This is a genomic window from uncultured Methanobrevibacter sp. (assembly GCF_947169325.1).
In the GTDB taxonomy this organism is placed as follows: domain Archaea; phylum Methanobacteriota; class Methanobacteria; order Methanobacteriales; family Methanobacteriaceae; genus Methanocatella.
In genome coordinates, this window is the sequence record NZ_CAMVPN010000031.1 from 1 (window position 1) to 26,220 (window position 26,220).

At 36.8% G+C, this 26,220-nt stretch carries 19 protein-coding genes and 1 pseudogene; 4 read left to right on the forward strand and 16 right to left on the reverse strand.

The window, feature by feature from the left end; translation table 11 throughout:
• Nucleotides 1-1,023 precede the first annotated feature (1,023 nt).
• The 3 genes from Q0W26_RS05785 (at nucleotide 1,024) to Q0W26_RS05795 (ending at nucleotide 4,821) form a co-directional block, all read left to right on the forward strand.
• Entirely contained in the window at nucleotides 1,024-1,938 is a 915-nt protein-coding gene (locus tag Q0W26_RS05785) for a reverse transcriptase domain-containing protein (protein ID WP_298523336.1), read from the forward strand.
• Between the two features lie 619 nt (nucleotides 1,939-2,557).
• Nucleotides 2,558-4,057, forward strand: a complete 1,500-nt coding sequence (ltrA, locus tag Q0W26_RS05790) for a group II intron reverse transcriptase/maturase (RefSeq protein ID WP_298523337.1) — start codon at nucleotides 2,558-2,560, stop codon at nucleotides 4,055-4,057.
• A 59-nt stretch (nucleotides 4,058-4,116) separates the two neighbouring features.
• Nucleotides 4,117-4,821, forward strand: coding sequence for a group II intron maturase-specific domain-containing protein (locus tag Q0W26_RS05795; protein ID WP_298523338.1), 705 nt, complete (start codon nucleotides 4,117-4,119; stop codon nucleotides 4,819-4,821).
• 450 nt (nucleotides 4,822-5,271) lie between these two features.
• On the opposite strand, the gene Q0W26_RS05800 is transcribed toward Q0W26_RS05795, so the two are convergent.
• From Q0W26_RS05800 to Q0W26_RS05865, 13 genes and pseudogenes are all read right to left on the reverse strand, one after another.
• Nucleotides 5,272-7,803: a cation-translocating P-type ATPase gene (locus Q0W26_RS05800; protein ID WP_298523340.1), complete on the reverse strand. Its 2,532-nt coding sequence runs from the start codon at nucleotides 7,801-7,803 to the stop codon at nucleotides 5,272-5,274.
• Nucleotides 7,804-7,822: 19 nt separating this feature from the next.
• The gene (locus Q0W26_RS05805) at nucleotides 7,823-8,197 is read right to left on the reverse strand and encodes a helix-turn-helix transcriptional regulator (protein ID WP_298523341.1); all 375 of its coding nucleotides are present in this window, start codon (nucleotides 8,195-8,197) and stop codon (nucleotides 7,823-7,825) included.
• A 106-nt stretch (nucleotides 8,198-8,303) separates the two neighbouring features.
• Nucleotides 8,304-8,753, reverse strand: coding sequence for a hypothetical protein (locus Q0W26_RS05810; RefSeq protein ID WP_298523342.1), 450 nt, complete (start codon nucleotides 8,751-8,753; stop codon nucleotides 8,304-8,306).
• A gap of 20 nt (nucleotides 8,754-8,773) precedes the next feature.
• Entirely contained in the window at nucleotides 8,774-9,238 is a 465-nt protein-coding gene (locus Q0W26_RS05815) for a DUF2124 domain-containing protein (RefSeq protein ID WP_298523343.1), read from the reverse strand.
• 34 nt (nucleotides 9,239-9,272) lie between these two features.
• Nucleotides 9,273-10,651: pseudogene (locus Q0W26_RS05820) on the reverse strand (MATE family efflux transporter).
• A 17-nt stretch (nucleotides 10,652-10,668) separates the two neighbouring features.
• Entirely contained in the window at nucleotides 10,669-11,277 is a 609-nt protein-coding gene (locus Q0W26_RS05830) for a class I SAM-dependent methyltransferase (protein WP_298523346.1), read from the reverse strand.
• 8 nt (nucleotides 11,278-11,285) lie between these two features.
• Nucleotides 11,286-11,729: a flavodoxin domain-containing protein gene (locus Q0W26_RS05835; RefSeq protein ID WP_298523357.1), complete on the reverse strand. Its 444-nt coding sequence runs from the start codon at nucleotides 11,727-11,729 to the stop codon at nucleotides 11,286-11,288.
• 29 nt (nucleotides 11,730-11,758) lie between these two features.
• A complete protein-coding gene (locus tag Q0W26_RS05840; RefSeq protein ID WP_298523347.1) occupies nucleotides 11,759-12,334 on the reverse strand; it encodes a TetR/AcrR family transcriptional regulator in 576 nt (191 codons plus the stop codon).
• Between the two features lie 115 nt (nucleotides 12,335-12,449).
• Entirely contained in the window at nucleotides 12,450-12,938 is a 489-nt protein-coding gene (locus Q0W26_RS05845) for an isoprenylcysteine carboxylmethyltransferase family protein (RefSeq protein ID WP_298523348.1), read from the reverse strand.
• Between the two features lie 13 nt (nucleotides 12,939-12,951).
• A complete protein-coding gene (locus tag Q0W26_RS05850) occupies nucleotides 12,952-13,902 on the reverse strand; it encodes a hypothetical protein (protein ID WP_298523349.1) in 951 nt (316 codons plus the stop codon).
• 298 nt (nucleotides 13,903-14,200) lie between these two features.
• Nucleotides 14,201-17,143, reverse strand: a complete 2,943-nt coding sequence (locus Q0W26_RS05855; protein WP_298523350.1) for an Ig-like domain repeat protein — start codon at nucleotides 17,141-17,143, stop codon at nucleotides 14,201-14,203.
• Between the two features lie 53 nt (nucleotides 17,144-17,196).
• Complete coding sequence (locus Q0W26_RS05860; RefSeq protein WP_298523351.1) at nucleotides 17,197-18,561, reverse strand: hypothetical protein; 1,365 nt, start codon at nucleotides 18,559-18,561, stop codon at nucleotides 17,197-17,199.
• A gap of 46 nt (nucleotides 18,562-18,607) precedes the next feature.
• A complete protein-coding gene (locus tag Q0W26_RS05865) occupies nucleotides 18,608-22,105 on the reverse strand; it encodes a right-handed parallel beta-helix repeat-containing protein (RefSeq protein ID WP_298523352.1) in 3,498 nt (1,165 codons plus the stop codon).
• A gap of 501 nt (nucleotides 22,106-22,606) precedes the next feature.
• On the opposite strand from Q0W26_RS05865, the gene Q0W26_RS05870 reads away from it, so the two are divergent.
• Nucleotides 22,607-23,140 (forward strand): isoprenylcysteine carboxylmethyltransferase family protein, encoded by a 534-nt coding sequence (locus Q0W26_RS05870; protein WP_298523353.1) that lies wholly within the window; start codon nucleotides 22,607-22,609, stop codon nucleotides 23,138-23,140.
• 20 nt (nucleotides 23,141-23,160) lie between these two features.
• Here Q0W26_RS05870 and Q0W26_RS05875 read toward each other — a convergent pair whose 3' ends face one another.
• The 3 genes from Q0W26_RS05875 to Q0W26_RS05885 form a co-directional block, all read right to left on the reverse strand.
• Complete coding sequence (locus tag Q0W26_RS05875; RefSeq protein ID WP_298523354.1) at nucleotides 23,161-25,401, reverse strand: ABC transporter permease; 2,241 nt, start codon at nucleotides 25,399-25,401, stop codon at nucleotides 23,161-23,163.
• A gap of 121 nt (nucleotides 25,402-25,522) precedes the next feature.
• Nucleotides 25,523-25,744, reverse strand: a complete 222-nt coding sequence (locus tag Q0W26_RS05880) for a hypothetical protein (RefSeq protein ID WP_298523355.1) — start codon at nucleotides 25,742-25,744, stop codon at nucleotides 25,523-25,525.
• Between the two features lie 69 nt (nucleotides 25,745-25,813).
• Nucleotides 25,814-26,220: transposase (locus tag Q0W26_RS05885; RefSeq protein WP_298523356.1), on the reverse strand; the 407-nt coding region annotated here is incomplete at its 5' end.

The following is a 26,220-nucleotide window of genomic DNA, read 5'->3' on the forward strand; positions in this document are numbered from 1 at the left end:
ATCCATTTATATCCCTTAAAAATACATGGATTTCCAAAAGAATCTGACATTTTTTTCCCAAGGATAAATGAAAAATAACTGTTCTTTTCTTAACCATAATTATATTCCCTTTTAATAAAAAAAGTTTATCCGAGAGCATTTGCAAAGTGCGACGAGATAGAATCAATAATTTGTTATATATCTTAGATTTTAAGATGTATGTTAGTGCAGTCTTTGTTGACTGATAACACTGTTGTGCGTGTTATTCTCCCTTGAAACTGCGTCACTGGTAACAGTGGAGTGGGTTGCATGATAGGTAAAGCCTAATCTTGTTATTAACTTCCAAATAACAGAGGGCGAGAGAAAGACGTGCGACATGATGGGTCTGTTGCTCATTTAAATCAGTGAAATACTATTAATTTATAGTTTTTCAATCCTAGTTGTGATGGGATTTCCTCCCTTGAAACTCTTAACCGAGTGATTGGTTACGAGGTTGCATGATAGAATGTCTAAGTGGAATTCAAGTACTCTGAAAACCACGGGCTAGAGGAAGCCTTGAAACGCTCAACATTATGTGAACAACTGTAAGCATCGTCACTCGCAGCAGTAAGTGGAGTACACTGTTAAAATCTACATTTTAACTATTACTGTATTGCAAATTCAGGAGATAAATACTGTCTTTATATTTATCTAATCACAACCCATAATATTTGCCGGTGTAAAGGTTGGAGCGTCCTCTTGGCGTATCTGATGACAGATCAACATGGTAAGCCTGATACACTCCCCCCAATAGGGGGTAGGTTGATTGTGAATGATATACATATGTGTAGCAGGTAGAGGATTTCGAAGAAAGCAAATGCCGTCGATGTCGAAAGACAATGGGAATAATAATGAGCATATAAACCATGACGGATACCTGTAAAACCTAATAAATGCAAGTTAGGTATGGAGTGGAAACACTGCCTACTTTCGAAAGGTGGACAACTTCAATGTAGACGAAAGAAAATGTTCTTTTGCATTATTATCCAAAGGAAGGTGATTAACTTGAGAAATACCACAAATAATATTTGTGTGTCCGTATCATCTGACATTACTGACTGGGACACTATTAATTGGTATAGTGTCGAAAAGTATGTAGATAAACAGCAAAAGCGGATATATGAAGCTGAGGTTAATAAAGATAAACGAAAAGTAAGAAATATTCAAAGAATGTTAACAAACAGTAGGGCCGTTTTGTTATTAGCGGTTCGTAGAGTTACTGAAATTAATAAAGGGCGAAATACACCTGGTCCTGATGGATTTCTTGCTAAAACCAGCAAGGAAAAGGGTGAATTAGTAGATAGATTGTCTAAGAAGAATATTTATAATTATATTCCTAGTCCTACACGTAGGATTTATATACCGAAGAAAAACGGCAAAAAGAGACCGTTAAGTATTCCTTCAATTACTGACAGAATTTATCAAGAGATAATTAGAATTATCCTTGAACCACAAATGGAAGCAAGGTTTGAACCTACATCATATGGCTTTAGGCCAAAAAGAGGAGTATATGATGCTATAGAACGCATTTTCCTTAATATAAAAGGCAATAAATGGTGTTGGGTCTTTGAAGGAGATTTTAAAGGTTGTTTTGACAATTTATCTCATGACTTCATTTTAAAGCAATTAAAAGGCTTTACTCTAAAAGGAGTGGTGGAAAGAATCTTAAAAGCAGGTTATTTAGACAATAACGTGTTTAACGAAACTATTAAAGGCACTCCTCAGGGCGGATTACTGTCTCCATTATTGGCGAATATTGCACTAACAGGACTCGAAGAATACTTAAATATAACTTATAAAGAAATTAAACATGATAAAAACGATGATGAGTATGTAACTTATGCTACAAAAGGTGATTATCGTGTTGTTAGGTATGCCGATGATTTTGTGCGACAAGATGGGTCTCTTTCTTCATTTTAGCAGTGGAAATTCATTTATATGGATTTCTAATCCCTGTTGTGTTGGGATTTTCCCCCTTGAAACTCTTAACTGAGTGATTGGTTAGGAGGTTGCATGATTGTAAGCCTAACTGGAATTCAAGTATTCTGGATTTCATGGGCGAGGGAAAGGATAAGAACGATTAACTTTCGGGTGAATGGCTGTAAGCATCGTTACCGCAAGCAATAGGTGGAATACAATTGTCACAGAAGACTACTATTGTTTTGCAGATTGGAAATAAATATTGAAGTCGTATTTATATTGCACAACCCATATATCTGCCGGTGTGCAAGTCAAATCGTCCCTTATTCGTATCTGATTGGAGATCAACTTGGTAAGCCTCACAGGGTCTTACAGATTATTTATCTGTGAGTAAGCGGATTGTAAATGAAGCCTAATTCCTTAGGAGGTAGAGGATTTCAAAGGAAGCAAATGCCGTCAATAACCGAAAGGTAGCAGGAAGAAATGAAGATATTATTAACTGTGAACGGATACCACTCCTTTGTGGGTGGCGGGGAAACCTGGCTGACTTTTGAATGGTTAGCAACATGTATATAATGCGATTTTGCATTTAAAACTATGAAATTGAAGGTGACAGATAATGAGATTAACTCCAAATAATAATATTTGTGAGCCCGCGAAGCCTGATACTGTCGATTGGAAGAATATCAAATGGTATAGAGTCAATCGACATGTAGATAGTCTGCAAAAACGAATATATCGTGCTAGTAAGAATAATGATAAGAAAAAGGTTAGAGATTTACAAAGACAACTGATGAGAAGCAATTCTTGTTTGTTGAAAGCAATTAATAGAGTTACTAAAGAAAATAAAGGAAGATTTACTCCGGGCATTGATGGATTTAAAGCCACAAGCGACCGTGCTCGTGGTGAATTGTTTGATATGATGAAAAATGAGAAGATGAAACTTCACAAACCAAAACCTGCTTTTCGTAAATATATTCCGAAGAAAAACGGTAAATTAAGGTCTCTGGGCATTCCTACCATTAAAGACCGTATTTATCAGGAAATTATTCGAATGGCACTTGAACCGGAGTGGGAGGCTAAATTTGAGCCAACCAGTTATGGTTTTCGTCCAAAAAGGAGCACACACGATGCCGCTAGAAGAATACATTTCAATATTCGAGGAAATAAATGGTGTTGGGTATATGAAGGTGATTTTCAGGCTTGCTTCGATACACTCAATCATGAGTTTATATTAAAGCAAATTAAAGGATTTCCCCAATATAATCTTGTTAAAAGGTTTTTAGAGGCAGGTTATGTAGATAACAATGTCTTTCATAACACTGTTGAGGGAACTCCTCAGGGAGGATTACTCTCCCCATTACTTGCTAATATAGCCCTCCATGGCATGGAAGAAGCATTAGGAATATCATATAGGCCATTTAATACCAAAGATGGAGTAATGTATAAAACAAAAGGAAATTACCGTGTTGTTAGGTATGCCGATGATTTTCTGATTTTTGCTCGCTCAAAAGAAGAGATAATGAAAGTAGAAAGCATATTAGAACAATATTTCGAAGAAAGAGGATTAATACTATCAAAAGAGAAAACTTTTATCAAACATATTTCCGAAGGCTTTGACTTTGTCGGCTTCAATTTTAGACAATACAAAACCAAAGATGGACTGAAATGCTTCAGTAAACCATCTAAGGACAGTATTAAGAAGTTTAAGATGAAAGTTGACGAGATTGTCAAAGACTGCTACGGAAGTAATGTTGAAGTTCTAATAAACTGGTTAAATCCGGTTATTCGAGGTACTACCAATTATTGGCGACATGTAGTTTCTAAAGAAGTATTTTATGCCATGGATGCTTATATATTTAAAAAAGTATATAGATTTTTGTGTCGAATGCACAGTAATAAAGGCAAAAGATGGATTAATAAAAGATACTTCCCTTACTTTTCGGACGGTAAACATAGCAGTAAATGGGTTTTAACCGACCCTAGAACTGGTATCCACTTAATTAGAATGGGTTGGACTCCCATCAGAAGACATATTATGATAAAACACAATTACAGTCCTTATGATAGGGATAAAACCGAATACTTTAAATTAAGAGGCTCTAAACCAGTTCTTTAAATCAAAGACCAAACTTATTCTTATTTTAACTAGATAAACGCTGGCTTGAGCCCAGTGTCTTGAAAGGGACACGCTGGGTTCTTAGGAGAGAAGGGAGGAGCAATCCTCCTGACTTATCCGACATCATCCTGTGTAAAACCTTAGAAGATGCTAAAGAAATCCCTAATCTTTTGAATGATTATTTAAAAGATAGGGGGTTGACATTAGCACCAGATAAAACTAAAATTACACATATTAATGAAGGATTCGATTTTCTAGGCTTTAATATTAGATGCTATAAAGGACAAGACCGAAACAAGGTTCTGGTCAAAGCATCTAAAGATAGTATCAAATCCTTTAAAATGAAGGCTAAATCTATCGTTAAAAGTTGCTACCCCTGGAATATTGAATACTCTATTGCTAAACTTAATTACTTAATTAACGGTACTGGAAATTACTGGAGAATAGGTTCAAACAAAAGAATCTTTAGTAAAATGGACAATTACATTTATGAGATTTTGCTTAGGCAACTCAAACGTTGGTATCCTAATAAATCGACAAAATGGATTGTTAATAAACATTTTAGAATGTCATTACATCCTGCATATAATGATAAATGGACTTTTACTGACCCAAATACAGATTGTCAAGTAGACAAGATGCCTTGGACTAAAATAAAATATTCTAGACGCATCAAGTATAAGGCAACTCCTTATGATGACTCATATGAGGAATACCTTACTAATAGGTATGGAATAACTCCTTATGAATATTTATACCGATGAATAAAGAAATTAACAATTTTATAACTTTATCTTAGTTCTTATAAGTATGCTTGAGCCGTATGTCTTAAAAGGGACACGTACGGTTCTTAGAAGAGGGGGGGACAAGTAATTGTCTCTTCTTATTCGACCTATTAATTTTTTTCTAATGAAAAAAATTCTAATACCCATCAAAGTGCAATTCATCTCCGGCTTAAAGAAGCCGGAGAATTCTTGCACAAAAATGTTAAAATTCCTCCATTAAAATTTATTAAATTCAATGCAATCTAATATTGAATTTAATAGTTTATTAATCTTTTTATTCGAAATGGAAGCAATTTAAGAGAGTTAAAGCAATATTACAAAGTCAGAACAATTTTACAAAGTCAAAGCAATTTTACGAAGTGACAGCAATATTAAAAAAAAGTGATAAAAAAAGAAAAATATTAACTTAAAAAAATAAAAAAAAGATAATTAGAATAGTGGATCTTTCACCATTCCAATTCTAAATGAGTTTAAGATAACCAGAAGGGTTAATCCCAAGTCTCCAAAACCAACGGACATCATTAATGTAATAATACCTAAAACCGCAAGCACTACACACAAGAGTTTCACGGCAATCGCTACAGTGATGTTTTCCTTAATGATTCTCATTGTCTTGTGGCTTAAAGCAAATAAGTACGGCAGTTTAGATATATCGTCCTGCATCAGAGCAACATCCGCTGTTTCAATGGCTATATCAGAACCTGCGGCACCCATTGCAATACCTATATTTGCACGTGCAAGAGCCGGAGCATCGTTGATGCCGTCTCCAACCATTGCTACATCACCGAACTTGTTTCTGATTGTATCAAGGAGATTTAATTTATCTTCAGGCATCAGATTGGAATAGACATAGTCGATTCCGATTTCATCGGCAACGCTTTTAGCGGCAAGCTTATTGTCCCCTGTAAGCATAACGGTTTTTACACCTTGATTTTTAAGGTCTTCTATGACTTCAACAGCATTGTCCCTAATCTTATCTGATACTGTTATGATACCCAGTACCTTTTCGACATTGCCTACAAATATCAGGGTTTTGCCCTCGCTGGAGTATCTGTTGATGTCATCCCTTGAAATGTCAAAGCTTGATCCTTCAATCAGGGATTCATTTGCTGCATAGAATTGCTCACCGTTAATGTTAGCAACAATTCCCTTTCCAGGAACGTTTTTAAACTCTTCAATTGTATCGAAAATGATATCATTTTCATCAGCATAACTGACAATTGCCTGAGCAATCGGGTGGGAAGACTGGAACTCAAGAGAAGCGGCAATTCTGACAATATCTTCGGCTGAATAGCTTTCATCGAGAACCTCGACATCACTCAATTTGAGTTTTCCTTCTGTTAATGTACCTGTCTTATCGAAGATGACCGCTTTGACATTACGCATCTCTTCAACATAAGTACTTCCCTTGATGATGACACCGTTTCTGGTGGCTGAAGTAATTGCAGACACCATTCCAACAGGAGTTGAGATTAAAAATGCACAAGGGCATGAAATTACCAGAAGTGAAAGCGCCTTATAAACCCAATCAGTCAGATTTTGACCAAAGAGCAATGGCGGAACAAATGCCACAATTGCAGCTGCAACCATCATGATTGGAGTGTAATATTTAGCCACTTTTTCAACTAAAGACTCTGTTTCAGACCTGTTGAGTTGTGATCTTTTAACCAGAGTTACAATCTTTGAGATAACTGAATCTTTAGCAGCTGTGGTTACTTTAACTTCCAGGTATCCGTCTTCATTAACTGTTCCTGAAAATACATCGTCACCAACTTCTTTTAAAACCGGAACGCTTTCACCAGTAATTGAAGCCTGGTTAACTGAAGAGGAACCTAAAATGACTTCACCGTCCAACGGCACTTTATCTCCAGGTTTTACAATGACAATATCACCGATATTTACTTCATCAACGTTTCTGATTTCTTCCTTGTCGCCAACCTTAACTCTTGCAGTGTCAGGTGCAATTTCAACCAGTGATTTGATTGATCTTTTTGCTCTATGTTCGGCATAGTCTTCTAAAAATTCTGCAATATAGTATAAAAAGGTTACCGCTGCACCCTCTTCAGGATGGCCAATGATAAATGAAGCAACACATGCAATACACATTAACATTGCAGGACCGATAGTGTGTCTTTTAACTAATGATTTATAAGCTAGAATAGCTATTTCATAACCTGCAATTACTGCACCAATCATGTACGTAATTGTTACGATAGTTGGACTGAATGACAGCCATTCAAAAACATGCCCTAAAACAAATAATATACCGCTCGCAACGATGATTTGAATTGACCTGTTATAGATTAATGGTTTTCCTTCGGCAAGCAGTTCCCCGTCGCCGTGGTCGTGGTCGTGTCCATGGTCATCGTCATCGTCTGCACAATCCGGACAACCGCATAAACTGAATTCAACATCATCGTCGTGGTCGTGATCATGACAACCACAATCATCATCTGTACAAACATCTTCCTTAACATGCTCATGGTCGTGATCATGACAACCACAATCATCATCTGTACAAACATCTTCCTTAACATGCTCATGGTCGTGATCATGACAACCACAATCATCATCTGTACAGACATCTTCCTTATCATGGTCGTGATCATGATGATGCTCATGACCGTGCTCATGCTCATGATGATGCCCATGTTCATGCTCGTGGCCATGATGATGCTCATGTCCGTGGTCATGGTCATGGTCATGGTCATCGTCTGCACAATCTGGACAACCACAGAGACTTATATCAACATCCTCATCATAGTCTATTTCTTCTCTATGATCATGTACACTTAAGTCAGTGTTTTCTTGATATTCCTTTAATAATTTCTTATCATAATGTTTTTGATTTTCACAGTGAGTGTCTTCACATTCTGGGTCAAAACAGATATAATTGTAATGTTCTGGATTGTGGCAAATTTCATCTTCACAATCAGAATCATAACATCTATTTTCAACCATGCTATCACCTGATTAAAACTTATTCTAATATATGTTCTAAGCCTACTTTATAAATCATTTCAATATGAAGGTCGGTTAGAGAGTATCTAGCCATTTTACCTTCTTTTTGATATTTGACAATATTATTCGCACGTAATATTCTCAATTGATTTGAAACAGTAGTTTGGTTTAAATCAAGAGCCTCACAAATATCACAAACACATAAATCATCTACGGCAAGTAGTGAAATAATTTTTAGTCTTGTTGGATTTCCAAAGATTTTGAAAAATTCTGATAATTCGGAGTATTCATCTTCTGAAATCATACGCCCCTTTACGCGTTCAACCGCATCTTCATGAGCGTTGAATACCTCGCACATATCATCATTTTTTCCATTGAGACTATTATCTTTCATTCCCATCACATATATTATTTATAAATAATATTATAATATATTAATGTATTTAAATGTTTTCATATCATGATATTGTGATATGTTATTGTAAAAAAATAAATGGAAGCTAACTTCCCTGAAGATAGTGAATCTCTTCGCCAAGGTATTTAACATCCTTAACAAGCAAAACATCCCTCTGATACTTGACATCACCCAGAGAATGGTTTTCCAAGACTCTACATTCCATGGACTCCACAATATATGCATCACAGAGATATTCAGAGCGGAGTTTGCTGGCTTCTGAGGCATCCATCACTACAAATATCCCATCACCACTGAAGACCCGCTTGTTTCCAAGGGATTCCATCCATGAAAGAGTTTCATTGTCATATCCTTTATAATGATCTCCAGTCTTGACATCGCGGATAATTGCAGACAATTCAATCGGACCTTCCGAATACACCTCCAACTTAGTTTTATTACCTGAATCAGCAGTTTCATCTACAGAATACACTAAAACCAATGATAGAATTGTCAAAACCAATATTGCTATTGCAATTGCACTATTATTTTTCATATGGACTTCTCATTAAATGATTATTTTTTAACAACACCAGTTAGAGTACCGTCAATTATGCAGTCAAAGTCAACCTTATCCGGCCACTCAGCTTTTGTGAACATGTCCATGAAACAAACTCCGATAACCTTTCCGCCATCTGCTAGAATCTCATCTACCAAAGCATTCAGTTCATCAGTATCAACATCATATTTCGGCATTGACAATCCTCCAAGCAACACCACAACATCGGAGCCGTGAGGATCTGACACCTCATCTTTTAAAACCATTGCATATGATTTTGACTCGAACTGGTGGCATTCTTCAATGTCCAACAAAGGAATGAAATGATTTTCCTTGTCCCTTACGACATTGGTTAAAAATTCTGCAAATGGAGTGCAAACACCAGGAGAGCCAATATATGTAATTTTTTGAGCATCTCCAACTTCCTTTTTAAAGGTTACAAGCTGTCCGTTCAATCCTTTCCATTCGTAAACATCTTCCATGATATCACCTAATTATAATTATGTAACTGGCACCTTAAACCTTTTGGCTGAAAACACCAATAAGATTCTTAACCGTGTATCTTGCAAAGAGGAAGTTCAAACCGCCTGCAAGAGCCCTTCCGACTGCAAGTCCTGCCCAAACACCAATCAACCCCCATCCAAGCACGATTCCAAAGATATATATTAGAACATTTGTACATATTATCTCACGTACGACCGTCCAGGCGAGGCTTATGTTTCCCTTTCCAATTCCCTGATAGAAATAGCTTGATGCCATTCCTGCACCAGTCAACGGAAGACATAGGGTTGCAACCTGAAGAAAACCAACAATTCCCGGAATCAATTGAGAGGTTTGCGGAGTATATGCAAAGATTGTAGCTAGAGGAGTTGCAAATACAACAAATATAATCAATACCAAAATTCCAAATATGATACTGATTTTAGAGCCGTAGATGTGACTTCTTGAAAGATACTCTCCGTTTTTCGCACCGAATGCACTGCCTGAAACTGCAGTTATCGCCGTTCCGATTGCGCTTAATGGCATTATAGCAAAGAAGTATAGTCTCTGACCTGATGAGAATACTGCAACACCATACTCTCCACCAAGCATTGAAATGAATATCAGATACATGCTCAATGCAACACTTAACAAAATCATGTCCATTGAAGCAGGAATGCCCACCTTTAAAATGTCATATGCCATTTTTGAGTCGAACTTGAAATTTTTGAGATTAACATCAACATATGTGTCCTTTTTGATTAGAATCCAGTACAGAATAACAATCGCAGAGATTAGGGATGAAATAACAGTTGCGATTCCTGCTCCAGCTGATCCGAAGTTCAATATGTAGATGAATATCGGATCAAGAACTGTGTTCAGACCTACTGAGACAATCATAGCATACATTGCCCTTTTCATGTCTCCTTCGCCACGCAGTATTCCGCTTGCACCGTTTGAAAACATGAATCCTGTAGGCCTAAAAACAGAGGAGTACCATATTTCAAACCCTCACTTAAAGCCTGACCACTTGCCCCATAAAGAATCAGAATAGGCTTTTGCAAAGCTAGAAGCAAAATCGTCAAAAGAACTGATGCAATAGCCAGAATTACAACCGAATGGGCAGCCGATGAGTTTGCACCTTCGTGGTTTCTGGCTCCAACGAATCGGCTGATACTGCTTGTGGCACCGGCCCCCAAACCGAAGCTCACTCCAACCAGAACCATGAATATGGGATTTACAAAACCGATTCCTGCAATAGCTGCCTGGCCAAGCCCGACAATCCACACTCCATCAATGATATTGTATGATGCTGTGAGAAGCATTGAGATTATAATGGGAATGGCCAGTTTTTTGATTGCTGTTTCAGGCTCTCCCCTCATCAGTTCCACGTTCTTGTTGCTGTCCTCTGTCATGTCCAACTCCAGTCATGCTATTTTTCTGCAATGTGAAAAGCAGTATTTTCACCTGTCCTAATAGAAGAAACAGGTTTAAAACCATTTTTTGCAAACAGCTTTTTCATTTCGTCCAATCCATAAATGTGATAATCTCCACTGTCCGAAAACCTGATGAACACATTCACCACTTGCCTTACAATATTCTTCATGTAGGGATCTCCGATGAGCAACTTTCCTCCATCCTTCAAAACGCGATGCATTTCACTGAGAACCATATCCGGATGGACATAGTGGTGAAATGATGCATTGCAGACGATAATGTCAAATGAATCACTATCAAAAGGCAGGTTTTCGGCATCTGCAACTGAAAAAGTTGCCTTTTTACCGCACTTTCTTTTTGCTTCTGAAATCATGTTTTCTGAAAAGTCAACTCCAAATAATTCATATTTTCCATCCGGAAGGAGTGCAAAGAGGTTTCCGTTTCCGCATCCCACATCCAATATCTTTCCACAATCTGATTTTTGAATCTCATTGACAATTACTTCATACATCGGTTCTACAAATTTCCCGTCACTTGAATTGTCATAGTCTGAAGCTGTTTCGTTGAAATGCTGTTTTGTTTTGTCCTGTGAATTTGTTATCATCAAGTCACCTAGTTTCCATAAGCCATTTCAATCTGCTTAACGAATTCCACTGCATTTTTAAGCTCATCCTCTGTCGGGTTTTTCCTGTTCATTCCGCCAATCAGTTTTAGGGGACCATAAGTGTTGTAGCCCTTGCATCCATAGGAGCCAATACATTCACAGCCCCTTTCCAATACAATATTTTCTATTTCATTGGTAAAGTCACTGTTGATTTTGGCGCATGTGTAAATGAAGAATACCTTCTTTCCGCCAGGCATCATTTCCGCAGCATTATTGACGTTTTCATAGAATTTCTTGTATGCAATTCCTGATGCAAAACCTATGATTTCGTAATCATTCCATTCAAAGTTTTCAGTCACACTTTTTGCTTCAACAAGCCTTACACCACATTCGTTTGCTATCCTATCGCAAACCTTTTTTGTATTTCTGTGATGTTTTGATTCGTAGAAAATGCTGTTTTCATGTTATCTCTCCTTAAATATTATAATTGCAATAATTCAATCAGCAAATCCTGAATTCTGGCACTTAAGTCCTGAGAATCGCTTTCATTAATCAGCATGCCCACCTGACCATATACAAAGAAATATGCAAAGGCATCAATGTCTGATATCCTGATTTCCCCATTGTCCTTTGCGGTTTGAAGTTCCTTTTTGATGTATGGAACCAGTTTTGATGCTGTCTTCATCATCAGCTGGTCATGCATCTTCTGTGAATTTTCGCCATGAAACAGTTCGTACATTAGCTCATCATCTGATTCCGGAGTTTGATATTCTTCAACATTGCCTGAAAAATCCATTATCTTTTCCTTGAAACTTCTCTTATCGTCATCAAAACGTTTAATGTTGGAATTTACGATATGGTCAGAATATTCTTCTAGGGCAGCATCATATATCTCTTCCTTTGATGCATAATATCTATAGCAAAGGCCCTGAGATATGCCCAGCTCTTTTGAAATGTCTGTTATTGTTGTTCTGTCATAGCCCTTTTTTGAAAACACCTTAAGGGCACCTCTAAGGATTTCCTTTTTCCTTACTTCCGGATCTTTAACAATTCTCATTTTTATCATCTACAGTAAGCGTTTTGTCGATTTAATATTAATGAATGATATTCATTCATTAATTTATCTTTAGAATATTTTAGTATAAATAGTTTTGCAAAAATGAAAAAGGAATCTACTTTAACTTCGGCATGAACCTGTTTGAATTTCTAACATATTCCTCATATTCACTTCCAAAATCAGCTTTCAGGCGTTGCTCTTCCTTTTTAACCTGAAGATTCATGATGATAACTTCAATTACAAAAACAATCACCGCACCGATTGACAGAAGAGAAATCAAAACTCCGATGTGATATATAAATACTCCCAAAAGCATCGGATTTCTGCAGATTCCATATGGCCCATCAGTCATAAGCGTATTGGTTCTCGGAGCTACCTCATGGTTGAATGCGTCAAACGGGTTTCCTTCACCAACATTTTTCATGTAAACGATTGCCCAGATGCTCAATGAAATTCCAACAATAGCCATCATAATCAAGATTAACTCTTGAACCAATCCTATTTGAGCAAGGTTCGGACTTCCGGATGCAAGATACATCACATATGGAATTCCAATAATGAAAATGACCAGCCCCAACAAATATCCTATCAAATCACGACCCATATCCTCACTCCCATTAAAAATCAATATCCTCAGGCACGTTATCCTTCAGACTGCAATCCTCCATTTTCAAATCATCCCTGTTTTTCGTATAAACCGCTCCACCTTTATTGTCGGCAGCATTTTCAAGCAATTTGGAGTTTTCGATACTTAAAGTTCCCCAATCATATATTGCTCCTCCATTAGATTGAGATGCATTGTTTGAAAATATGGATTTTGTTATTGCAAGCTCACCGTCAATGCTGAATATGGCTCCGCCATCATTATCAGCTACGTTATCCAACAATCTGGAATCATCGATATTCAACGTTCCACGGTTTTTATGTATTGCTCCACCACCGAATATTCCTTTTGATGAGTTATTCGAGAGTTCGGATTTGTCAATGCTAATGTCTCCCCGATTGTCATATATTGCACCGCCTGATCCACATGCTGCGTTTTTTGACAATACCGAATTTGCGATGTTCAGCTTGGCCCCATTATATATTGCCCCACCATCGTTTTTTGAAGTGTTATGAAGCAGTTTGGAGCCACTGATGTTAACCTCACCATTGACATTGAATATTGCACCACCATGGCACTCGGATGCATTTTGATAGAATATGCAGTCATTAACGTTCAGTTCTGCCCAGTTATTGTATATTGCCGCACCAGCAACCTTAGCAGTATTGTCACAGAATTTGGAGTCAGAAACGTTTAAAACCCCTCTGAAGTTATGTATTGCACAAACAGCATTTTTAAACACGACGTTTTTAATGGTGATTTTAGATGTGTTGTAAAATATTCTTGCTTTAGCTCCCGCATCTATAGTATGGCCACATCCGTCAATTATTAAATCGTTCACATCAAGATTGATGCCTTCAAGATATTCAGACTCTTCATTTTCATCCAAAATAATGTCTGACGTGAGGACAACCGTTTTTTCTCCGCTGTGGATTAATTTATCAAGATAGCTAAAGTTTTGCATGGCCAACACCAAAATTACAATTAAATATTGGAAGTCTTGTTTAATAAAGTTACACCACTCTTTAATGTCATGTGGCAAAGGAATTATAAGTCCTGAATGCTTAAAGATACGACTGATTAAAACAAAAGAAACATTGATACCATCAATCTGATTATAGGAACATTAATATTAACGCTAAGGATTGCAAAATATTAAATAACCTACCTACAGCAGATATATGAATTAAAAAAGATTGGCAAATTTAGCCATAAATATTCGAAAGCAGTTAAAAAAATAGAAAGGTAGATGTTAAAAACATCTACTTGATTGTTATTTTAACGTTCTTTACGGTTTTCGCATTGTAGCATTTATCGCCCACAAATTTAACAGTTGCAGAGTATTTGCCTTTTTTAGTCAATTTTGTGAGTTTGAATGTAGCAACACCTTTAGCGTTGGTTTTTGCAGTATAAGTTTTCTTGTTTACAGTAATTGTAATTTTAGCACTTTTCATGATCGCATTTTTGTCAGTTTTTAAAGTTACTGTGTATTTTTTGGTTTTATCTGATTTTTTGATTGATATTGCCTTAGCGGTCAATTTTGGATTTGCCTTATTTACAACTACATTAACAGAACCTGCTGATTTTTCGTATTTGTCGTCACCAGCAAAAGATATTGTTGCATTGTATGTTTTAACAGCAAGATTTTTCGGAACTGCAATGGAAGCCTGTCCCTTATCATTGGTTTTTCCATCATAAGGTTTGCCGTTTAATGTAACGGTTACCTTTTGATTAGCCAAAGGCGCATTGTTCTTATCTTTTAAGATAACTACAATGTTTTTGCTGGTTCCATAGGTTGTAGTCACTTTAGATGCGCTGAGAGAGGTAGCCAACTTATCTGCAGGCAGCGGTTTGACAGTAATTGTTACAGTCTTAGTAACAGAAATATGCGCAGAATCAACAGTTGTGGTAATGGTTAAAGTATGATTTCCAACATCCAAACCGGAGACAACTACAACATTATCCTTAACTACAGCATCCTTACCATCAATCTTAGCAGTAAAACCAGTAGCACCAATAGTCACCACATCAACATCAACAGACTTACCATAATCCACAACAACATCATCAACAAAGATTAGGGAATTAGTCTTGTTAGAAGAAACTGGATTGACAGTGATTGTAACAGTTTTTGTAACAGAAATATGTGCAGAATCAACAGTTGTAGTAATGGTCAAAGTATGATTTCCAACATCCAAACCGGAGACAACTACAACATCACCAACAACTAGAACCTCTTTTCCATCAATCATAGCGGTAAAACCGGTAGCTCCTACAGTAGCTACAGTAACATTAACTGACTTGCCGTAATCCATGACAACGTCGCTGACATCAATAACTGAAGGAATCTTTTCAACAGCAGCTGCTTTGACGGTTATTGTAGCATTTTTAGTTACAGGATTATGATTCAAATCAGGATTTGTAGTAACACTTAAAGTATGATTTCCAACATCCAAACCGGAAATGACAACGGAATTGTTTTTAACAAATGCATCAATACCGTCAATCTTGGCAGTAAAACCAGTAGCTCCAACAGTTGTAACTTCAACATTTAAAGAGGTGCCGTAATCCATCTCAACATCACCGACAGTTACTGAGGAATCTATTTTGTTTACCGTAAAATTAGTTTCAACATTGCTGTCTTTGAATAATCGGGTAGCTTTGAATATTGCATTAGCAGTGTGTTTTCCCGCATTAATATTAGAAATATTTTTGTTTCCATAACCGTTAGTTACGGCTACCGGATAGATTCCGTTTTCAATTTGAACTGAAACTTCACCTGAGAATGTTGCATTGGTTGTAACAACAACCACAACATCACTACCATAGTCAATATCTTCAACGTTGATTGTTAAACCAGAATCTATTTTTTCAGCAGAGTCATTATACTCTTCAAATTTGACATAATCCCCATTGAAGCAAACAAAATAATCATTGTATATTACCTCTGCATCATTTCCATCCAAAAATGCAAATCGTACAACATCATCATTATTCACTCCATTAAAAATTAAATAATTAATAAATATATTGCATGCCTTTTCGGATCCATAATCATCCCAATAGTAAGTATCTGTTATAGGTGAACTGAATAATGTCTTAGCACCATCAGAAACCACCACTTTTCCTTCAGATACTGTAGGTGGGACTATCACATAAGCTACTTGAGCAGGATAATAATCAGGATTATTGCTTTTGAAGATAAATGAATCATCGTAGACTCTGATTTCATACTTGTATTGAGGAACAGGGTCATTGAAAGTACAATCACTGAAGTCTACACTGCCTGATTCACGTGCATATACTTCACTTTTAGCCAAATCAACAAAATTAGAATTCTTTACATTGGTATTTCCTTTCTGATTGTGTATGGCATTTCCATTATAAGCTGAACAGTTTGTGAAATTACATGAATTTATATTGCAGGTTGTGCCCGCATTGAAAATAGCTCCACCTTTATTTGGAGATGAACAGCGTATAAAATTACATGAATCGATTGTAGATTCAACATCACTTAAAATAGCTCCACCTTGATTTTCAGCATAACAGCCATCAAAGATACATGATTTTATATTACAATTTGAAGCAGAAGCATATATAGCGCCCCCATTATAAGTAGAACAGTTTATAAAGTTGCATGACTCAATATCGGTGTTAGCACCTAAATTATAAATTGCAGCTCCCCAATTATCCTTTTTATAGACTCCATACTCGGTTAATCCCTTACATCCTATGAAATTACATGAAATGATTTTACAGTCTGAAGCAGAACCATCAATTGCAATGGTACCTCCGTATCGGTCAAGACCGTTCATAAACGTTATATTTTCAAGAGTGACTTTAGCATTCAAAATAAACACGCTTGATTGGGAATTAGCATCAATTGTGTAACCGTTACCATTTATAGTCAATTCTTTTGAAATAGATATTGTTTGAGATTCAGAAAATGAATAATTGTTTTCCAGATTTACGGTTGCGCCTGCCTCAGCATTTTCAATTTTATCTTTCAGTGCGGAAAATGTTCCCGCATCACCAATTAACTCATCTTGTGATGCAGAATTCTCATCCAATTCAACAACACTTGAAGAAGTTTGCTGAAGAACTTCCCCATCAGCATCTGTCAGATTATCCGTTGCGCTAACAGAAGCAATTGTTAAAACCGCCAACAACAATAACGTTATCAGCATTATTCTTTTAAATTTCATGGTTTTTCAACTCATTTAAAAAATAATAAAAAAAAGAGTAGATGATTCAACATCTACTTGACAGTAATTTTTACGTTTACGGATTTTGCCTTGTTGTAGTCTGCATTACCTCCAAAGTTAACTGTTGCTGTGTATTTGCCTTTCTTAGTCAGCTTGTTAAGCTTAAAGGTAGCAACACCTTTAGTTGTAGTATATGCAGTGTATGTTTTCTTGTTAACTTTAATTGTAACCTTAACCTTTTGATTGACCTTCAAAGTTACAGAATACTTTTTGGTTTTGTCACTGCGTTTGAAGGTTTTCGCCTTAGCGGTTATCTTTGGAGTTGCTTTTGTAACTTTAACAGTGACAGTTTTTGTTGATCCTTTGTAAGGAGCAGTATCCTTGAATTCGAATTTTATTTTATGTGTCTTAGGAGGCAAAGTAGACAATGACTGTTTAATCTTACCGTTATTATCGGTTTTCAAATCATACGAAATCCCCATGACATAAATTTTAATATATTGATTTTTAATCGGATTGCCATCGGCATCCTTCAAGATAACTGTCAACACCTTGTTTGTGTTGTAGACCATTGACACTGATGTCGGGGAAGCTGTTAGTGTAGTCTTAATTGAGCTTGCGCCAACTATATTATTAAAGTAAACTTCCTCACTTGTAGAAAATACCTTTCCGTCAGTCCGTTTGTATTCAATTTTAATGGTGTATGCTCCATTAAAAGAACCTGTCAAATCACTTGCATGAATAGGTCCTCCCCTACTGGAATTGGAATATGTTTTGCTATATATTTTAGTGCCGTTTGCATAAGCTGTCACAACACCATCAAGACCTTTAATTTCATCATCATAAATCTCAGCCAGACAGTCTTCATCAATCTCATTGGCAACATAGGTGTAAATATATATAATATCCTCAGCAGTGTATTCATGGTTGTTAACTACATTTAATGTGAAGTTTCCAAGCGGAAATACAGGATCGAAATAATCAGCATAGTAAACGCTTATATTGTAAACACCAGTATCCCACTGATACAAGCTGCCCCAAGTGATATTCTGGTAGGTGTTGACGTCAGATGATTTCAAATCGAAAACCTGACGGTCAAAATCACCATCACCGTATCTTACAAGAATCTGTGAACTGTGTTCAGTTATGTTTTCAGGACAGTAATATGTAATTATTGTCTGATCGCCTTTATCAATATCAATTTCATTTGTCGGGAATGTTACCTTAAAATCTTCAGGAGCCAGGTTATTTGCCTCAGCATCCCCAACTACATCATCTTCATCCACAGGAGCTTCAACAATAGCTTCATCTCCCGCATCATCAACTGCAAGTGCATCTACATCTTCAGTTGCGCTTACAGCACCAATTGTTAAAACTGCTAATAATAACGTTATTAGCATTATCTTTTTGAAATTCATTTTTTCCACCCTTTTTAAAAAATAAAAGTGTAGATGAAAAGATCATCTACTTAACAGTAATTTTAACACTGACAGATTTTGCACTGTAGTATTTTGTAGCTGCATTTTTAACAGTTGCAGTGTATTTGCCTTTTTTGGTCAATTTTGTGAGTTTAAAGGTAGCTACACCTTTGCTGTTGGTTTTTGCAGTGTATGTTTTCTTGTTAACTTTAATAGTGACTGTAGCCTTTTTCATTACGACGTTTTTGTTGGTCTTTAAGGTTACGGTGTATTTTTTGGTTTTGTCACTGCGTTTGAATGTTTTTGATTTTGCGGTTAGTTTTGGAGCCGCTTTTTTAACTGTGACTTTTGCAGATGTTGAAGCGGCAACGTACCTGTCATCACCGGCAAATGTCATCACAGCAGTGTAAGATGTTTTAGGATCCAATTTATCTGTTGTCACTTTAGCCTTACCGTCGCTGCCTGTTGTTGCGGATTTAGCGCCGTTAAGGTTAACAGAGATTTTTGCTCCAACAATCGGATTGCCATTAGCATCTTTTAATGTTACATACAGGTATTTTCCACCATTGTAAACAGTAGTCACATCTGCAGATGAGATTTCAGGAACTGCCTTATCTACAGTGACATTAACGCTAGCTGAGGAATTAACATAGTTTTTACTGCCATCGAATGTTATTGCTGCAGTGTAGTTGGCCGGAACCAAACCGTTGGTTGAAACTTTTACTGTACCATTTTCATCGGTTGTTGCATTAACACCAATAATATCAACAAATATTAGCATTCCACTTAAAGGTTTGCCGCTAATATCTGTTAATGTTGCAACAATATATCCGTTTCCATCATATACTGTTGAAACGTCAGATGAAGTGATGTTGGTAGGCCTTTTGTCTATTGTTAATGTAATTACCTTCTTATTGTTATTCGCATTATTATTATTCACATTATCGAATCTGTAGGCGTTATGTTCAACAGTCATTTCTGCTTTATATGAACCTGCATCCAAATCAACAAGCCATTCCTCGTTAGTTAAACAGGAATAATTGGCAACGGAAGTTCCATTTTTAGATACTCTGATTGTAATCATCACGTCATTTACAGCAATATTGTTTTCAGTTGCATTGAGCAATATTGTTTCACCGGATTTGTAAATGGAACTGAAGTCAGCTACATTCAAGTTAAGTATAGGAACTTTTGTATCGTACCAGTTATTTCCTTGGCTAGCTGTGTTGTCCCAGAAAGTACAGTTTTCAGCGGAACCTGAGTATATTGCTCCACCACGGGCAGTAGCAGAATTGCCATTGAAACTACCATTTACTACACTACCTCCATAAACAGCTCCACCATCATGGGCTGCAAGGTTGTTTGTGAAAGTACAATTAACTACACTAAAGCGATGATTGGAACTTATAGCACCACCATCTGCATTAGCAGAACAGTTTATGAAATTGGAATTGTACATGGTTCCGAAACTAACTTCTTTAACAGCACCTCCGGAAGCATTAGCAGAACAGCCAGTGAAGTTACACTTGTCTATATCTCCAGACCCAATGTAAACTGCTCCACCTTCACCACCTTTCGCATGACAATCATTGAAATTACAGTTAACTACAGAATTTGCACTATAAATGGCTCCTCCTGAACCATTAGCATAACTATTGATAAAATTACAATTTAAAACATTTAGAGCATTCTGAATGGATCCACCAGTATTATTAGCGGCATTATTTGTGAAAGTACAGTTAATGATGGAATTACCGTACACCGCTCCAGCATAATCACTGGCAGTATTGCCAATGAATGTACAGTTTATAGTAGGATCATTATTACTGTGCTTAGCACCACCCCATTTGGCTTTGTTGTCTGTAAACATACAGTTTGTTGCAGAACCTTTAAACATTGCTCCACCTTCATTAGCAGAACATTTATCGAAATTAGAGTTATAAACATTTACACCACCATAAATAGCTCCACCTTGAGAAACAGCAGAACAATTGAAGAAATATGAATTATTTACGTTATAGTCATTACCATTACCATCTTTCCAAAAAATGGCTCCTCCATGGCCATTTGATGAACAGTTTATGAAATTGGAATTCAATATGGTAAATGTCCTATAATGTCCCTCTACACCAATGGCACCACCAGAACCACTGGAGGAATAACAATTGGTGAAATTGGAATTTGAGATAACAGCATTAGTTCCAGTCCAAAGAACAGCACCATATTCATTCGCATGACAATTATCAAAAGTACAGTCAGTCAAAGCACCATCATCACCAATCCAATTGATTGCACCACCCTTTACGGTTCCAATACAGTTGGCAAAATTGGAATTGGAAACTGTACAGTTTGGTGAAGAAACAAGAATAGCTCCACCATTATTTGCACCTACAATGCAGTTAAAGAAATTAGAATTTTTAACAACGCCTTTGTCATTATTCAAATGGATAGCACCATTGTTACATCCAGTGAAATTTGAATTAGAAATAGTACAGTCTCCAGAATGTATATAGATGGCAGCACCACTACTTCCAGCAGAACAGTTGATGAAATTACAACCTGTTATGGTGCCCCCAACATTGTGCCAATTAATAGCGCCACCATTCCAGTTAACAGAACAGTTTATGAAGTTGGAATTGGACAGTATCCCGTTTGATCCTCTCCAATGAATGGCTCCACCACCATCAGTATAACCAAGACTGATTGCACCGAGGTTTGCGAATTTGGAATTAATTACAGTACCATCGTCACCTTCCCACATAATAGCGGCACCTTGACCGTTAACAGCATTACAATTAGAGAAATTACAATCGGTTACAGTACCTTTAGATCCTACCCATTTAATGGAACCCACATCGTCACGTGGAGTACAGTTATCAAAATTACAATTGGAAACAGTTCCTTCATCACCATTCCAGAGGATAGCTCCAGCATTTTTTGCATAGCAGCCCGTGAAATTACAATTGGTTATGCTACCTTTATCACCAACCCACTTTATGGCTCCCCCATCATTATCAGATTCGAAATTTGAAAAAGCGCAGTTATCTATTACACCGTTGTCCCCATTCCAGAGAATCGGGGAATTTTCACCGTTATTTTTTCCATTTACAAAATTGATATCTTTTAATATGAGGTTAGAAGCATTTAGATTGAAAAAAGCCGCCCCATTTGCTGCATCTATTGTATGGCCGTTACCATGAATTGTCAATGAACGGCTGATAGTTATTCCCATCTCATCAACAACGAGAATTTGAGCACCAGTTTTAGGGTCAATATCATATTCGCTACCATTAAACTTATAATCCTTATCCAAATAGACATTGCCGTCAGTGGAATTATCAATTTTATAAGCTAAGCCACCGAAGGTTGTCTTATTTCTAAAATCATCACTTATCTTATAATCGTCATTTACATTTTCTATGACATCATCATTATCGTCGACACCAACAACATCGCTTGAAACATTTTCCTCAGCGCTCACTGCCGAGATTGCCAAAATGCTTACAAGAAATATTGCCAATATCATTATCTTCTTGTTTAACAAAAAAATACCTCCTTATTAATTAATATTTATAGTTAATAAACTATTAAACTATTTCTAAAAAATGCTTAAATCACAAGCAATTCAAATATTAACTTGAATATAATGTCAACATTTTTAGGATTTTCAAAATAATATTAAAATTACATTAAAGATAATTCAATTAAAATAAATAACATGATAAAATTCAAACAATTACAATAATTCTTGACAAAACTGTTAAAAAATTTAAATTAAGTATACAATCCTTGAAAATAGAATGAGATTACTTCTTTCAAAAAAAGTTATTCATTTAAACAGAAACATAAAATTTATTCTGATTTCAAAAAAGTTAAAAACCTCCATGAAGAAAAATCTTATTGATATCATGGATCTGAAATTATTTTCCCAAGCATTGATTTAATTCCTTTTAGGCTTAATATTAATAATTGCATTATTATTCATACTGCAGGGACTTTAAATTACTTCAACGGCTGGTTACTCATAGCATTGCTGTTCATTCCTATGCTTATTGTGGGAATCATCACATTTGTCAAATCACCTGAACTTCTAAAAAGAAGACTGAACGCAAAGGAAGGTGAAGACGAACAGAAAATGGTGATTTTAGTTAGTGGAATAATATTTATACTCGCATTCATTCTTGCAGGGCTAAATTTCAGATTCAGATGGTTTGAACTTCCCGAAACAGCAATTACAATAGCTTCAGTAATCTTTCTTTTGAGCTATATCATGTATGCAGAAGTATTGAGAGAAAATACATATCTTTCACGTACTGTCGAGGTGAGTGAAAATCAAAAAGTGGTGGACAGCGGATTATACGGAATTGTAAGGCACCCAATGTACACATCCACAATCTTCCTATTTTTATCAATGCCAATCATTTTGAATTCCATTTTTTCATTCATCATAATGCTGATTTATCCAATAATCATCATATTCAGGATAAAAAATGAAGAAAAAGTGCTGGAAAGAGAACTGAAAGGTTATAATGAATATAAAGAAAAGGTTAAGTATAAAATCATACCATTCATCATTTAAAATAGATTCAGTTGAAACCACTATTCGACGTCCTTCAAGGCTTCAACCATATTCAAATCACCAATCTTATCTGAAAAGAGCAGATTGACACCGATTGATATTGCAAATGTGATTACAGCCACCAACAGGAGATTTCCCCATGTCAATGTTGGAATGTAGTAAAGAGAGTCTCCGGCGGCATTCATCATCAAGGTCATGAAGTAGAATCCCAACGGAATTCCCAAAAGATACCCGATAGCTGTGAAGATTATGTTTTGGGTTAAAAGAAGTTTTCTTAGAGTATTAGTTTTAAATCCGAGAATCTTCAATGTAGCGATTTCCCTCTCCATTTCTGTAAATGAGAGAATTCCCAAGTTATACAATACCAGAATGGCCAATGCACCGGCTACAAATGTAACCACATAAACCATCATCATTACGGAAGTGGTTATCTGATCCCAGCTTTCCTCAAGGCTTTCGATACTTGAAACCGACTTGATTGAATCATACCTTTCGACGAACTTTTCTGAAGTGACTATATTTGTCGGAGTGAAATTCAATCCCTGGTCCTCCAGGGTGTCCGGTGACATTATCAGGCCCTGCGAAACAGGTTCTGCATGGATTTGACCTATCTTTGAGGTTACCCAATCATCACTTCCGACAATGTGCCATCGAATCTTATCTCCAATTGTTAAATTGAACCTTTCGGCTAATTTAACAGACATTGACACGTCCCCCTCATCGATTTCAAGAGGTTCCTTATTGCTGTCGGTGTAAGATATGAGGTCAGTGTTGTTTGAAACCAGAAGCATTACCGTGTCTTCCATGTCGTTTGCCTTGATTTCAATTGACTGCTGCATGATAAAGCTTCCGTTGGTGTAGTTTAAAATATAATAAAGTTCCATCGGATTTGCATCGGCTGAAAGCAGAAGCTTTGACTCGAAATGAGTGATGTCATCATACTCCCATGTCTTCAAATCACCCATGCAGTCATTCATTCCAAATGCTGCAATCAATAATGCCACACATCCCATCACTCCAATTATCGCCATCAATGCCCTGAACTTGTTTCTCCTTGCATCACGCCAGTTCCATCTTAAATTGAAACTTAACCTATTCCAAAGTCCTGACTTTTCAATCAAGCTTCTTGATGATGTGTTTGGAGCCTTTGGCCTTAACGTATTTGCAGGATTTTCCTTTGAAATTCTTCTGCATGATAGATATGTGACAATAACAGATGATACGACCATCAACAATGCAATGTAAATGAATCTCATGTCAAAGCCAGGATTCCAGCTCGGCATGCTGTAGGTTGCAGTCATTGTCGGATAAAACATTTGAGGAATTACCATAGGTCCTGTAATCAGCCCCAAAATGGCTCCCGCCAAAACCGGCCAGAACCCATAGGAAATATAGTGCAACATTATTGACCTGTCATTATAGCCAACTGCCTTTAAGATTCCAATCTGAGTTCTCTGATGTGTCACAATCCGAGTCATTGTTGTGAGAAGAGTCAGAAAAGTAACCAGAATAAATACAATCGGGAAAACATCCCCAATCATCTTGTGCTGCGCCATCTCGTCGGAAAATTTAGCGACACTCAATTGATCTTCCCTTTTGGTGAATGAAAGATAGTCAATTGAATCATCCAGTTTTTCCTTGAATTCACTGTCTGAGCAGTTGTATTTGACAAGAAGTGTGTTATATTCCAAATCACCAGGATATGCATTATGGGAGAGATATGCAAATCCAATCTGTGAAAAATCAGGAGTCAGGGAGTTCGGCGAGGACTCATAGATGTATTCCGGCGAATAACCTATTCCCTTAATCTTCTTTGTTATATTCTCGCCGTCAAACTCAAAGGTGATTTTGTCTCCGACTTTAAGACCCCTTTCATCAGCAAAGCGATAATCCAGCCAAACTCCTGAGCCGTCATCAGCATCAAAATCCTCACCTTCGGTCGTGTAAAATTTCGATATCGTTCCGTTCTCAACGAAGTGCAGTTTGATGTCCGGCTTGTTTTCCATGTCAGCTACCGATTGGACAGCAGCCTGCCTGTCAGTCTGCGTTGCAAATTCACTTACCTTATCGAGTGAGGATGTGTCAAAATCAGAAGCATAAATCCATCCGTCAGCCATGTTCGTTGCATTATAATAGTCGTCGGAAGTCTGCACTAACCCGTAATACTCACCATATATTCCGCAGTAGGCGAAAATGCCTAAAAATGCCATTAGAAATATTGCAATGAACTGCGTCTTGTTGATCTTAATATCCCTCAACATTTTCCGAGTCAGTGACATGATATGATATATGAAGAAAATAAGATTTATAATGAACGGTATTGGAGGGTTTGAACCGGCAAACTCCCTTTGACCAAACACAAAATAGCTTAAAAAAAAAAGATTAATAAGAGCCAATCAACTCTTTAAACAATTGAACTGTTTCTTCAACACTCATCTCAGCGTGCTGACTGACCTCTTTGAGATTTGCTTCCCACAGGGAAATCTTTCCCATCGGAGTTACCAGAAACCTGAATTTGTGGTTTTTTCTAACCAAGTCTGTTTTGAGCAGCGGATATTCATTGAGAAAATCCATGTATTTTGATTCTGCACTGACTTCAGCCATATCATCACCAAATTAATAGTTTGAAGCCAATGCTTTTGAACCTCTCCGGCTTAAAGAAGCCGGAGATTCTTAGGCCATGCCTGCTGTTTCGTCAAAACATTTCCATTCATATGAATAAATGAATTTGTCTTGACCAACAGGCATGAAATCTACTAAGCACAAGACCAATGAACCAGTGGCCCGTAAACCTTCGTCTAAAATATTTTTAGCCGCATTAACATCCCTTTTATGTACAGCATGACAATGTGGACACTCCCATTCTCGTTCACCACGACCTAAATCATGATTAATTTCACCGCAAACACTGCATTTTTTACTGGAAGGAAACCACCTATCAACCTGTACGAATTCACGTCCATACCATTCGGCTTTGTATTGTATCATTTCTATGAGTTTTCCCCATCCGATTTCATGAATGCTGCGACTTAAACTACGTGAACGAATCATTCCACGAATATTTAATGTCTCCATTGCTA

Excerpts from the sequence above, each read along its gene's own strand:
- ltrA (WP_298523337.1), top strand. The coding sequence starts at position 2,558 with ATGAGATTAACTCCAAATAATAATATTTGTGAGCCCGCGAAGCCTGAT.
- Q0W26_RS05800 (WP_298523340.1), bottom strand. The coding sequence starts at position 7,803 with ATGGTTGAAAATAGATGTTATGATTCTGATTGTGAAGATGAAATTTGC.
- Q0W26_RS05805 (WP_298523341.1), bottom strand. The coding sequence starts at position 8,197 with ATGAAAGATAATAGTCTCAATGGAAAAAATGATGATATGTGCGAGGTA.
- Q0W26_RS05810 (WP_298523342.1), bottom strand. The coding sequence starts at position 8,753 with ATGAAAAATAATAGTGCAATTGCAATAGCAATATTGGTTTTGACAATT.
- Q0W26_RS05815 (WP_298523343.1), bottom strand. The coding sequence starts at position 9,238 with ATGGAAGATGTTTACGAATGGAAAGGATTGAACGGACAGCTTGTAACC.
- Q0W26_RS05830 (WP_298523346.1), bottom strand. The coding sequence starts at position 11,277 with ATGATAACAAATTCACAGGACAAAACAAAACAGCATTTCAACGAAACA.
- Q0W26_RS05840 (WP_298523347.1), bottom strand. The coding sequence starts at position 12,334 with ATGAGAATTGTTAAAGATCCGGAAGTAAGGAAAAAGGAAATCCTTAGA.
- Q0W26_RS05845 (WP_298523348.1), bottom strand. The coding sequence starts at position 12,938 with ATGGGTCGTGATTTGATAGGATATTTGTTGGGGCTGGTCATTTTCATT.
- Q0W26_RS05850 (WP_298523349.1), bottom strand. The coding sequence starts at position 13,902 with ATGCAAAACTTTAGCTATCTTGATAAATTAATCCACAGCGGAGAAAAA.
- Q0W26_RS05855 (WP_298523350.1), bottom strand. The coding sequence starts at position 17,143 with ATGAAATTTAAAAGAATAATGCTGATAACGTTATTGTTGTTGGCGGTT.
- Q0W26_RS05860 (WP_298523351.1), bottom strand. The coding sequence starts at position 18,561 with ATGAATTTCAAAAAGATAATGCTAATAACGTTATTATTAGCAGTTTTA.
- Q0W26_RS05870 (WP_298523353.1), top strand. The coding sequence starts at position 22,607 with ATGCTTATTGTGGGAATCATCACATTTGTCAAATCACCTGAACTTCTA.
- Q0W26_RS05875 (WP_298523354.1), bottom strand. The coding sequence starts at position 25,401 with ATGTTGAGGGATATTAAGATCAACAAGACGCAGTTCATTGCAATATTT.
- Q0W26_RS05880 (WP_298523355.1), bottom strand. The coding sequence starts at position 25,744 with ATGGCTGAAGTCAGTGCAGAATCAAAATACATGGATTTTCTCAATGAA.